The sequence below is a fragment of the Methylobacterium sp. JK268 genome (assembly GCF_054052225.1).
Map to the genome: position 1 here is coordinate 13,921 of NZ_JBSVZN010000016.1, position 11,745 is coordinate 25,665.

General features: G+C 72.8%; 11 protein-coding genes. 6 read left to right on the top strand and 5 right to left on the bottom strand.

The genetic code is table 11. The features are described from left to right. Nucleotides 1-167 precede the first annotated feature (167 nt). Nucleotides 168-1,265: a cobalt-precorrin-5B (C(1))-methyltransferase gene (locus ACW9J6_RS18510; protein ID WP_457117972.1), complete on the bottom strand. Its 1,098-nt coding sequence runs from the start codon at nt 1,263-1,265 to the stop codon at nt 168-170. A gap of 58 nt (nt 1,266-1,323) precedes the next feature. On the opposite strand from ACW9J6_RS18510, the gene ACW9J6_RS18515 reads away from it, so the two are divergent. Next, nucleotides 1,324-2,649 carry a cobyrinate a,c-diamide synthase gene (locus tag ACW9J6_RS18515; protein WP_457117973.1) on the top strand — a complete coding sequence of 442 codons (1,326 nt, stop codon included), beginning with the start codon at nt 1,324-1,326 and terminating at the stop codon, nt 2,647-2,649. Nucleotides 2,650-2,733: 84 nt separating this feature from the next. Here the strand turns inward: ACW9J6_RS18515 and ACW9J6_RS18520 are convergent, their stop codons facing one another. After that, nucleotides 2,734-3,138, bottom strand: a complete 405-nt coding sequence (locus tag ACW9J6_RS18520; RefSeq protein ID WP_457117974.1) for a helix-turn-helix domain-containing protein — start codon at nt 3,136-3,138, stop codon at nt 2,734-2,736. 503 nt (nt 3,139-3,641) lie between these two features. Here ACW9J6_RS18520 and ACW9J6_RS18525 point away from each other — a divergent pair. Then, nucleotides 3,642-3,971, top strand: coding sequence for an antibiotic biosynthesis monooxygenase family protein (locus tag ACW9J6_RS18525; RefSeq protein ID WP_457117975.1), 330 nt, complete (start codon nt 3,642-3,644; stop codon nt 3,969-3,971). A gap of 75 nt (nt 3,972-4,046) precedes the next feature. Here the strand turns inward: ACW9J6_RS18525 and ACW9J6_RS18530 are convergent, their stop codons facing one another. Further along, the gene (locus ACW9J6_RS18530) at nt 4,047-5,279 is read right to left on the bottom strand and encodes an MFS transporter (RefSeq protein ID WP_457117976.1); all 1,233 of its coding nucleotides are present in this window, start codon (nt 5,277-5,279) and stop codon (nt 4,047-4,049) included. 254 nt (nt 5,280-5,533) lie between these two features. Between ACW9J6_RS18530 and ACW9J6_RS18535 the strand changes: the two genes are divergently transcribed. After that, a complete protein-coding gene (locus ACW9J6_RS18535) occupies nt 5,534-7,030 on the top strand; it encodes an exopolysaccharide biosynthesis polyprenyl glycosylphosphotransferase (RefSeq protein WP_457117977.1) in 1,497 nt (498 codons plus the stop codon). A gap of 46 nt (nt 7,031-7,076) precedes the next feature. On the opposite strand, the gene ACW9J6_RS18540 is transcribed toward ACW9J6_RS18535, so the two are convergent. After that, a complete protein-coding gene (locus ACW9J6_RS18540) occupies nt 7,077-8,336 on the bottom strand; it encodes an amidohydrolase family protein (RefSeq protein WP_457117978.1) in 1,260 nt (419 codons plus the stop codon). A 4-nt stretch (nt 8,337-8,340) separates the two neighbouring features. Then, nucleotides 8,341-8,745 carry a nuclear transport factor 2 family protein gene (locus ACW9J6_RS18545; RefSeq protein WP_457117979.1) on the bottom strand — a complete coding sequence of 135 codons (405 nt, stop codon included), beginning with the start codon at nt 8,743-8,745 and terminating at the stop codon, nt 8,341-8,343. A 141-nt stretch (nt 8,746-8,886) separates the two neighbouring features. Between ACW9J6_RS18545 and ACW9J6_RS18550 the strand changes: the two genes are divergently transcribed. The 3 genes from ACW9J6_RS18550 (at nt 8,887) to ACW9J6_RS18560 (ending at nt 11,615) form a co-directional block, all read left to right on the top strand. After that, nucleotides 8,887-9,204, top strand: coding sequence for a hypothetical protein (locus ACW9J6_RS18550; RefSeq protein ID WP_457117980.1), 318 nt, complete (start codon nt 8,887-8,889; stop codon nt 9,202-9,204). 144 nt (nt 9,205-9,348) lie between these two features. Beyond that, complete coding sequence (gene aspS / locus ACW9J6_RS18555) at nt 9,349-11,163, top strand: aspartate--tRNA ligase (RefSeq protein ID WP_457117981.1); 1,815 nt, start codon at nt 9,349-9,351, stop codon at nt 11,161-11,163. 5 nt (nt 11,164-11,168) lie between these two features. Continuing rightward, nucleotides 11,169-11,615, top strand: coding sequence for a GNAT family acetyltransferase (locus ACW9J6_RS18560; RefSeq protein ID WP_457117982.1), 447 nt, complete (start codon nt 11,169-11,171; stop codon nt 11,613-11,615). Nucleotides 11,616-11,745 lie beyond the last annotated feature (130 nt).

Here is an 11,745-nt window from a genome sequence, read left to right on the forward strand (position 1 = left end):
CTGCCACCGGACGACTGATGCGGGCACGGACGATCGACGGCGCCGGCCTGCGTAAATCCGCCGCGTGGCGAATTCGACTGTCGAAAGCCGGGGATGCTGGTGAATGCGTCGCCCGTTGCAAGCCGGCGACCCCACGTCTCACCCGCGCTGCGGGCAGCCGGCCTCGCTCAGGCCCGTGCGAAGGGCGCCCGCCCGACCAGGCCGCCGTCGCGGTCGAACACGATCACTTCGAGATCGATGCCGGCGCCGCGCAGGGGCGCGACCGCACTCGCCCAGGCATGCCGCGCCACGACATCGCCGAGCGGGAGATCCTCGGCCGCGGCGAGGCGCAGCACCTCCAGGGCCGTGTTGGCGCCCGCCGCCCGCGCGGCGAGGGCCGCGTCGCCCCCCGCCTCCCGCAAGCGCTCGGCGAGCCACGCCAGGTCGACCGGCCCGGCCCGGGAATGGAGGTCGAGGAGCCCCTGGCCGAGCTTCGTCATCTTGGCGATGCCTCCGGCCACGGTCACGCGCGGCACCGGGTGGCGGCGCAGGTACTTCAGCATCCCGCCCGCGAAGTCCCCCATGTCGATCAGCGCTTCCGGCGCGAGCCCGTGCAGGCGCTGCACGGCGGCCTCGGAGGTCGCCCCCGTGGCGCCGGCCACGTGGCCGAGCCCGCTCGCCCGGGCCACGTCGATGCCGCGGTGGATCGTGTCGATCCAAGCGGCGCAGGAATAGGGCACCACCACCCCGGTCGTGCCGAGCACCGAGAGCCCCCCGAGGATGCCGAGCCGCGGGTTCAGGGTCTTGCGCGCGATCTCGGCGCCGCCGGGGATCGCGATCTCCACCACCACGTCGGGGAGGGGCGTGTCGGCGTCGATCTCGGCGAGCGCAGCGAGGATCATGCGGCGCGGCATCGGGTTGATGGCGGGCTCGCCGACCGGCAGGGGCAGGCCGGGCCGCGTCACGGTGCCGACGCCGGGACCGGCGCGGAAGACCACGCCCGTGCCCCGCGCGCCCCGCGTCACAGTGGCGAGGACGAGCACGCCGTGGGTGACGTCCGGGTCGTCGCCCGCATCCTTGACGATCCCGGCCTGTGCGCCCTCCGCCAGCCGCTCGCTCACCGCCAGCGCGAAGGCGGGGCGCAGGCCCCCGGGAAGCGGGATCTCGACCGGATCCGGGAAGGCGCCGCCCCGCAGCGCCGCGTAGGCCGCCTTCGCGGCCGCGGCCGCGCAGGCGCCCGTGGTCCAGCCGCGCCGGAGGGGGCCGCTCGGTCGGGTCTCGTCCATGGCGCGTGGTATCATCCCGCTCCGCGCCGGGAAAATCGGCGTGCCGGAGAGGTTGCCCGTGAATCATCCCGCCGCCCGCGGCCTGCTCATCGCCGCCCCCCGGTCGGGGTCGGGCAAGACCACGGTGACGCTGGCGATCCTGCGGGCGCTCGCCCGGCGCGGCGTCGCGGTGGCGGGCGCCAAGTGCGGGCCGGACTACATCGACCCGGCCTTCCACGCCGCCGCCACCGGGCGGCCGAGCTTCAACCTCGACAGCTTCGCCATGGACGGGCCGCTGCTCGACGCCGTGGCGGGCCGGGCCGGCGAGGGGGCCGAGATCCTGATCGCGGAGGGGTCGATGGGCCTGTTCGACGGGGTCGTGGCCGAGGAGGGGCGCAGCGGCGCCAATGCCGACATCGCCGCGCGCTACGGATGGCCGGTGGTGCTGGTCCTCGACGTGTCCGGGGCGGCGCAATCGGCGGCGGCGGTGGCGCTCGGCTGCCGCCTGTTCGACCCGCGCCTCGCGGTGGCGGGCGTGATCCTCAACAAGGTGGCGAGCGACCGCCACCGCCGCCTCGTCGAGGCCGGGCTCGCCCGGGCGGGGCTCCGGGTGCTCGGCGCCCTGGCGCGCGACGCGGCCCTGGCGCTGCCCGAACGCCATCTCGGCCTCGTGCAGGCGGAGGAGACCGGCGACCTCGCGGCGCGCCTCGACCGCCTCGCGGACCTGGCGGAGCGTGCCCTCGACCTCGACGCGCTCTGCGCCGCGGCGGCAGGACGCGTCCCCGGCGCGTCCCCCGCCGCTTGGCCGAAGCCGCCCGGCCAGCGCGTCGCGCTCGCGCGCGACGCCGCCTTCTCCTTCGTCTACCCGCACATGGTGGCCGGCTGGCGGGCGGCCGGAGCCGAACTGGTTCCGTTCTCGCCGCTCGCCGACGAGCCGCCACCGAAGGGTTGCGACGCCTGCTGGCTGCCGGGCGGCTATCCGGAACTGCAGGCCGGCCGCCTCGCCGCGGCGCGCACCTTCCTGAACGGGCTGCGGGCCTTCGCCCGCGACCGGCCGGTCCACGGCGAGTGCGGCGGCTACATGGTGCTGGGCGAGGGGCTGGAGGATGCGGAGGGCGGGCGCCACGCCATGGCGGGGCTGCTGCCGGTCGCCACCTCCTACGCCCGGCGCAAGCTCCACCTCGGCTACCGCATCGCCACGCTGCTCGCCGACGGCCCCCTCGGGCCGGCCAGCCGCATCGTGGTCGGCCACGAGTTCCACTACGCGAGCGAGGTCACCGCGGCGCCGGACGCCGATGCGGCGCTCGCCAGGATCACGGACGGGGAGGGGAGGCCGCTCGGGCTCGCGGGGCACCGCGCGGGCCGCGTCAGCGGCAGCTTCTTCCACCTGATCGGACCCCGGTAGCGCCGATCCGGGACGGCCGTCCCCGGGGACCTCAGGCCCGCGCGGGTGCGGCGGTTCGCGAACGGCTCCGACCCGGATCCCCGATCACTCCGCGCTGCCGTTCGCATGGGTCGCGGGCCGGCTCAGGCGCGCGGCGGAGCGGACGATCGCCAGCACCTCGCGACGGAGCTGGTCGTCCTCGATCTGGACGTAGGCGCGCAGGACGTCGATCGCCCCCTGGGTGCTCAGGAAGCCGAACACGTTCTCGTCGCGGCTCTGGCCGTCGTTCGGATCCTCGAAGAACGCCGAGACCGGCACTTCGAGCAGCCGGGCGATCTCCCGCAGCCGTCCCGCCCCGACGCGGTTCTGCCCCTTCTCGTATTTCTGGACCTGCTGGAACGTGACTCCGACCGCGTTGCCGAGGGCGGTCTGGCTCAGGCCCTTCGCCTTGCGCAAAGCGGTGATGCGGATCCCGACGAGGCGATCGACCTCGGTTGTCTGCTTGGGCATGTGTCTCGACACTCTGATCTATACCCGCGCCGGATGCGGCGTCCTCCCCGGACCCGACCGCGCGATCCCACCCCTCCCGCACGGTGCCGGAGCAACCTCCGGCCGCGCACGGCCCCTGATTCCGCGCATCGACCACGACGACCCGCCGGACCGCGATGAACGATCGGACCCGTCCGACCGATCCCATCCCGCGTTCGAGCATGGCAGCGCTGCCGCTTGACGCGACCGGATGCCGCCACCGGCGTCGCCGCCGAGCCGAGCGCAAAGCTGCGCTCGATCGATCTGCCATGCAACCGCACCGGCGTCCACTCACAAACTAGGATTTCCCAAGAGGAATACAGAAGAAAGGATTACCGAGAAGCCGGACAAGCAACACCCGCATCCTTCCTGACCCGCTCGACGGCGCCGGAGGCCGCCTTGATCGAGGGCAGGAAATCGCATTCAGTCGGCATCGACACCGGGACGGCCGAGTCCGGCCGTTTCGGCAGCCAAGGAACTGTCGCATGTTCATCGCCATGAACCGCTTCAAGGTCTACAAGGACGCGGCGGCCGAGTTCGAGGAGGTCTGGCTCGGACGGGACAGCCACCTCGGCGAGATGCCCGGTTTCGTCGCCTTCCACCTGCTGCGCGGGCCGGAGGCGGAGGACCACGTCCTATACGCCTCGCACACGGTCTGGGAATCGCGGGCGGCCTTCGAGGCGTGGACGCGCTCGGAGCAATTCCGCAAGGCGCATAGCCGCGCGCCGAGCACCAAGCCCCTCTACCTGACCCACCCGCAATTCGAGGGTTTCGAGGCCGTCCAGTCGCTGGGTCGCGCGGCCGCGGCGGAGTAACCCCCCGGGACGCGCAGGCGGCGCGGCGGAATCCCGTCGCTCCGACCCGCCACGCCGGCGCCGGAACGCGGGCGGTCAGACCCGGCCGGCCCCGGCGTCCAGCCGCGGCAGGAAGACGGCGAGCAGGCCCACCGCCGGCAGGAAGGCGCAGAGACCGTAGACGAACTCGATCCCGGTGTGATCGGCGAGTTCCCCCAGCACGGCCGCCCCCAGGCCCCCCATCCCGAAGGCGAAGCCGAAGAACAGGCCGCCCACCAGCCCGACCCGGCCCGGCAGCAATTCCTGCGCGTAGACCAGGATGGCGGGCATCGCGGAGGCGAGGATCAGGCCGATCGGCACGGTGAGCACGACGGTCCAGAACAGGTTCGCGTGCGGCAGCGCGAGCGTGAAGGGCAGCACCCCGATGATCGAGCCCCAGATCACCACCTTGCGCCCGAAGCGGTCGCCGATCGGGCCGCCGATCACCGTGCCGACCGCCACCGCCCCCAGGAACACGAACAGGAAGACCTGCGACTGCTGCACCGACACCCCGAAGCGGTGCAGCAGGTAGAAGGTGAAGTACGACGACAGACTCGCCATGTAGAAGTACTTCGAGAAGATCAGCACCAGCAGGATCCCCACCGTCAGGACGATGCGGCCGCGCGAGAGCCCGGTGCCCGATCCGCCGCCGCCGCGTGCGCGCCGCACCGCGCCCGCCGCGAGACGGTCCCGGTACCAGCGGCCGACCAGGCCGAGGACCACGAACCCGGCGAGCGCGGCGACGGCGAAGACGGCGACGCTGCCCTGCCCGTGCGGGACGACGATGAAGGCCGCGAGCAGGGGGCCGGTCGCCGTCCCGGCATTGCCGCCGACCTGGAACACCGACTGGGCGAGGCCGAACCGCCCGCCGGAGGCGAGGCGGGCGACCCGCGACGCCTCCGGATGGAAGATCGCCGAGCCGGTGCCGACGAGGGACGCGGCGAGGAGGAGGGCGGGGTAGCTCGCCGCCTGCGACAGGAGGATCAGGCCCGCGAGCGACAGCAGCATCCCGGCGGCGAGGGAGAAGGGCTGCGGGCGCTTGTCCGTCGCGAGGCCCACGACCGGCTGGAGCAGCGACGAGGTCAGCTGGAAGGCGAGGGTCAGGAGACCGATCTGACCGAAATCGAGACGGTAGGCCGTCTTCAGCAGCGGGTAGATCGCCGGCAGCAGCGACTGGATCAGGTCGTTGAGGAAGTGCGACAGGCTCAACGAGCCGAGAACCGCGAGGGACGGCCCGGCCGGCCGCGTGGCCGCCCCGCTCGCTCCGCCCTCGCCCGCCCGCGCGTCCATGACCGCTCTCCCCGCCTCGCCGGGCCGTCCTTCTAGCATCGGATCGCCCGGCGGGGGCCGGGCCTGCCGCAGGCCGGGGTTGCGCGGGCGGGAGGGAAAGGGCCGGAGCCCGAAGGCGGTCCGGAGCTTGCTCTTGTCGCTAGGTCATGTGCAGGACGGGAGCGTTCCGTATCATCCCGGCACGGATAGCGCGCGAGACCGAGCCGAGGCGGGACCCCTTCCCCTCGAGGCTCAACACGGAATCAGCCACCGGTATGCAGCACGAACCCCACACCCCTCCGCGGACGAGAGCCGCGTCGGCCGCCGCGCCGCAGGCGATCTGGACCGGGCTGCTTCCCCGGCGCCATCGCGGGGTGCTGCGGACGGCGATCGGCGCCGGCGCGGCCCTGGCGAAGTTCCTGGCCATGCTCGGCACCATGATGACCGCTCAGGCGGTCTACCACGCCCTCGTGCTTCAGGCGGACGTCCCGGTCGACACGGCCGTCGGCGCCGGCCTTCTCCTCGGCCTGTTCGTGGTTCTGCCGAACGCCCTGCGCGGGGAGTACAGCGTCGAGTCCCACCTCGCGGGCGGCCCGCTCCTGCGCCGCAGCGTGAGCCTGTGGCTGGGCGCCTGGGCGCTCCTGCTGCTGGTCGGCTTCCTGACCAAGACGACCGGCGACGTCTCGCGCGCGGCCGCGGTGGCGGCCTTCGTGGCGGGGCTGCCGGTCCTCGTGGCGACGCGCGCGATGTCGGTCGCGGTCGTTCGGCGCCTCGTCACGCCGCGCTCCGGCACGGCGCGGCGGGTGCACCTGATCGGCTACGAGGACGACATCGCGAGCTTCTACGCCAACCAGGATGCCGGCACGCTCGGGCTGCGGGTGATCGGCGCGAGCTACCTGCGGCCGGTCCCCGGCGAGGGCGGTCCGGAGGCGCGCCAGCGGCAATTGCGCGAGGATCTCGACCTCGCGGTCTCGGTCGTGCGCTTCCTGCGGCCCGACGACATCTTCGTGCTGGTGCCCTGGGCGGAGGTGGAGGACGTGGAACTCTGCGTCGACGCCTTCCTGCGGGTTCCCGCCGCCCTGCACCTGCGGCCCGGGAAGGTGATGGACCGCTTCTCGGACCTGCGCCTGGAGCGGGTCGGCCGCCTCACGGGCCTCAATGTCGGCCGCGCGCCCCTGACACCGGTCGAGGTGGCGGTCAAGCGGGGGTTCGACCTCCTGGTCGCCGGGTTCGCCCTGGTGGTGCTGTCGCCGCTGCTCGCGATCATCGCGCTGCTGATCCGGCTCGACAGCCCCGGGCCCAGCCTGTTCCGGCAGAAGCGCTACGGCTTCAACCAGGAGGCGTTCTCCGTCTTCAAGTTCCGCACGATGCGGGCCGAGCCGGAGGGCACCTTCCGCCAGGCGACTCGCAACGACGCGCGGATCACCCGGATCGGGCGGATCCTGCGGCGGAGCAACCTCGACGAACTGCCCCAACTCCTCAACGTGATGCGGGGCGACATGTCCCTGGTCGGGCCGCGCCCGCACGCAGTGGCGCACGACCGCAGCTTCGAGGGGCGGATCGCCCTCTACGCGCGCCGCCACAACGTGCCGCCGGGCATCACCGGCTGGGCGCAGGTGAACGGCCTTCGCGGCGAGACGCAGACCGACATCGCGATGCAGCGGCGCGTCGAGTACGACCTCTACTACATCGACAACTGGTCGTTCTGGTTCGACCTCAAGATCCTGGCGATGACCCTCGTGGCCCCGAGCGCCTTCCGCAACGCGTATTGATGGGTCGCCGGACCAGATCCGCCCGGAAAATCGTCTGGACGGTCCCTCACCCCAGGAGCGGCAGGGGCGGCCGCGCGGCGGAGCCGGGGGGCTCCAGCAGGGGCCGCGCCCGCGTGAAGCTGCGCCGGCCCGCCCGCAGGCCGAAGAGGGGCGGGGCCAGGGTGGCGACGGCCTCGGCCGGGTCGCGCGCGTCCAGCACCACGAGGTCCGCCCGCCGCCCCGGTTCGATCCCGTAATCGGAGAGGCGCATCAGCCGCGCGGCCGATTCCGTCACGAGGTCGAGGCAGGACGCGAGGTCCTCGGGCGCGGCGAGCTGCGCCACGTTGGCGTAGAGGTTGGCGATGCGCAGGAGCGAGCCGTCGCCGAAAGGCGTGAACGGGTTGAGCACGTTGTTGGTGGCGATCGAGCAGGTGACGCCCGCCCGCGCCAGGCGGTGCGCCGGGCTCACGCCGCGCGGCACGTTGCGGTCGGCCTCGCGCCCCATCAGGAACAGGTCCGTCGCCGGAAGCACCGTCACGGCGACGCCCGCCCCGGCGAGCCGCCCCGCGGCCGCGGCGAGCGCGTCGGGCGCCAGCGCCGAGAGCTTGGTGACGTGGCCGATCGCAACCCTTCCGCCCCAGCCGGTCCGGTCGGTCCAGCGGCAGACCTCGTCGAGGCGCATCCCGGCCGGATCGAGGTCGAAGTCGAGGTGCAGGTCGATGTCCCGGTCGTAGCGCTGCGCCAGCGCGAAGATCCGGGCGATCTGCCCGTCGGGATCCGCATCCACGTAGGGAGCGCCCCCGACGAGGTCGGCGCCCTCCTCGAGGGCCGCCACCAGCACCGCGTCGCAGCCGGGATCGTCGAGGAGGCCCTCCTGCGGGAAGGCGCAGAGTTCGAGGTCGACCGCCCAGGCGTAGTCCGCCTTGAGACCCCCGAGCGCCCGGAAGCCGCGCAGCCCGATCCGCGGATCGACCTCGACATGGGTGCGGATCCGCGTCGTGCCCTGCGCGACCGCGTGCTCCAGTGCCCGGCGGGCGCGGTCGTAGACGTCCTCCTCGGTGAAATCCCGCTTGGCCCGCGCCACCGCGGCGATCGCCTCGCGCAGCGGGCCTCCGCAGGGGCACCGGCCGAGGAGGCAGGCCTTGTCGAGATGGAGATGCGTCTCGACGAAGCCCGGGATCACGAGGCGCCCGCCGAGATCCTCGCCGGGCTCGCCGGGGGCCAAGTGCGGCCCGACCGCGACGAAGCGGCCGTCGCGGATCGCGAGGTCGACCGGCTCGTCCCGTCCCGGCAGCCTCGCGTGGCGGAACAGGTGATCGAACGCCATCGGCTCAGGCGCCGAGGCTCGGGTCGAGCAGGCGCTCGGCGCTGTCATTCCAGACCTCGTGGCTGACGATCAGCCCGCCGCGCACCACGAAGCGATCGACGTAGCGGTTGCCCTCGAACGGCCGGCCATCCGGCCATTCCCCGTGCAGCGTGCCGAGGTTGTAGATCACGGTCTCCTCCGTCCCCGGCACGACGTCGTTGCGCAGGATCCGCTTCTTCACCCAGCGGTAGCGGCGCGCGTTGAAGGCGGTCGCGTCCCGCGGATGCGCGAAGACCCGTCCGCCCGTGAACACGATGCGCACGCCGGGCGCCATGAAGGCGGCGGCGGCCTCCGGGTCCGGACGCATCGAGGCGTCGAGGAAGGCGTCGACGACGCGAACGGCCTCTGCGGCGGGATCGGTTTCGGGCATGACGGGTCTCCGGCCAGGTGGGGAGATAGGCCAGTCCCGCGCCGCGCGAAGGGGCGGCCGCGCGCGTTGGGCCCGCCGCGGCAGCGGATCGTTAAGGATGACGGTCCTAGGCTGCGGCTCCCGTCCGGATGGGAGCAGCCCGTGTCCCTGCGTCTCCACCTCGCCGTCGGCTCCCTGGCCGTTCTGGGCTTCGTCACGGTGTGCGCGGTCTCGGCCGTCAACCTCGACCGCCTGCCGACGGCCGCGCCGGTGGCCCAGGTGGCGGTGGCGCGCGCACTCCCCGAGGAGCCCGTCGTCACCGGATCGATCGCCCCGGCCCCCGCGCCCATCCCCGCTCCGGCGAAGCCGCGCGCGCGGACCGCCAAGGTCGAGACGCGCGACCCCGCCTTCGATTCCGAGCGGCTGGTCCAGCTCCTCAACGCGGCCGCGGCCGGCACCGCCAAGCCCATCGGGCGCTGAGCGGAGACGCGCGGGCTCCGCGCCGCTCCCCGCGCTTGACTTGCCGCCCGCTGCGTGAATGGGTGCGCCGACCTGCGCCCGAGGGGCCGCGCCCGCGCGCGCCGCCTCTCGCGTCACCCGTACACGCCGGTAAAGAAGCCCAGAATGCATCGCTATCGTACCCACACCTGCGGCGCGCTCCGCCCGTCCGACGTCGGCGCGACGGTCCGGCTCTCCGGCTGGTGTCACCGCATCCGCGACCACGGCGGTGTGCTGTTCATCGACCTGCGCGACCATTACGGCGTGACGCAGTGCGTGATCGACGCGGATTCGCCGGCCTTCCGCACCGCCGAGACCCTGCGCTCCGAGTGGGTGGTGCGGATCGACGGGCGCGTGCGTCAGCGCCCCGCCGGCACCGAGAACGCGGACCTGCCGACCGGCGCGGTCGAGGTCTACATCACGGACCTGGAGGTGCTGGGCCCGGCGGTCGAATTGCCGATGCCGGTCTTCGGCGACCACGACTACCCGGAGGAGACGCGGCTGCGCTACCGCTTCCTCGACCTGCGCCGCGAGAAGCTCCACGCCAACATCATGAAGCGCGGGGCGATCATCGACTCCCTGCGCCGGCGCATGCGCGACGGCGGCTTCTTCGAGTTCCAGACGCCGATCCTGACCGCCTCCTCGCCGGAGGGCGCGCGCGACTTCCTGGTCCCGTCGCGGCTGCATCCGGGCAAGTTCTACGCGCTGCCGCAGGCCCCCCAGCAGTTCAAGCAGCTCACGATGATCGCGGGCTTCGACCGCTACTTCCAGATCGCGCCCTGCTTCCGCGACGAGGATGCCCGCGCCGACCGCTCGCCCGGCGAGTTCTACCAGCTCGACATCGAGATGAGCTTCGTCACGCAGGAGGACGTGTTTCAGGCGGTGGAGCCGGTGCTGCGCGGCGTGTTCGAGGAATTCGCCGAGGGCTGGCGGGTCACCAAGACCTTCCCGCGCATTCCCTACGCCGAAGCGATGCTGAAATACGGCGTCGACAAGCCGGACCTGCGCAACCCGCTGATCATCGTCGACGTCACCGAGGAATTCTCGGCCGAGGCGGTGACCTTCAACGCCTTCAAGAACGTGATCAAGGCCGGCGGCGTGGTGCGGGCGATTCCGGCGCCGGGCGCCGGCGCGCAGCCGCGCTCCTTCTTCGACAAGCTCAACGACTGGGCGCGGGGCGAGGGCGCGCCGGGGCTGGGCTACATCGTGTTCGAGGGGGAGGGCGGCGTGCTCTCCGGCCGCGGGCCGATCGCCAAGTTCGTGCCCGCCGAGGTCCAGGCGGCGATCGCCGCCAAGGCGGGCTTGAAGGCGGGCGACGCGGTGTTCTTCTCGGCGGGCACCGAGGCCAAGGCGGCGGGCCTCGCCGGCAAGGCCCGCATCCGCGTCGGGGACGACCTCGGGCTGTCCGACAAGGACCAGTTCGCCTTCTGCTGGATCACCGACTTCCCGATGTACGAGTGGAACGAGGACGAGAAGCGGATCGACTTCTCGCACAACCCGTTCTCGATGCCGAACTTCGACCACGACGGGTTCCTGGCTCTCGACCCGGCGGATGCGGACACGATCCTCGGCATCAAGGCGTTCCAGTACGACATCGTCTGCAACGGCATCGAGCTGTCCTCCGGCGCGATCCGCAACCATCGCCCGGACGTGATGGAGAAGGCCTTCGCCATCGCGGGCTATGGCCGGGACGTGCTGGAGCAGAAGTTCGGCGGCATGCTGAACGCGCTGCGGATGGGGGCGCCGCCCCACGGCGGCATCGCGCCGGGCGTGGACCGCATCGTCATGCTCCTCTGCCACGAGCCGAACATCCGCGAGGTGGTGCTGTTCCCGATGAACCAGCGCGCCGAGGACCTGATGATGGGCGCGCCCTCGGAGGTCACGACGAAGCAGCTGCGCGAGCTGCACATCCGCCTGAACCTGCCCGAGAAGTCGGCCTGAGGACGGTGGAGCGGGCGCCCCTCATCCGCGAGGTCCGCGACGGCGATGTCGCGGGCCTCGTGGCACTCTGGCACGCCGCCGGCGTGGCGCGGCCCTGGAACGACCCGGACACGGATATCGCCTTCGCGCGGGCGGCGCCGCACGCCACGATCCTGGTGGCGGAGCGGGACGGGGCGGTGGTCGGCTCCGCGATGGTCGGCGAGGACGGTCACCGGGGCTGGATGTACTACGTGGCCGTCTCGCCGGATCTCCAGGCATCGGGCATCGGTCGCGCCATCGTGCAGGCGGCCGAGATCTGGCTCGCCGCGCGCGGGATCTGGAAGGTGCAGCTGCTCGTGCGGGCCGACAACGCGCGGGCGGTGGGGTTCTACGAGCGGCTCGGCTACCGGGACGTCGGGACGACCTGCCTGCAGAAGGTGATCGCGCCGGCGGGCGATGGTGGCGCGCCGTAGAAGGCGGCCCTCGACTACCCTCCCCCCTCTGCGGGGGAGGGTGCCCCACGGAGTGGGGCGGGAGAGGGGAACCACGCTTCCTGTTAGAGCGGGACCATGGTGCGGGGCGCCGGACTCATCAGCGTCACGC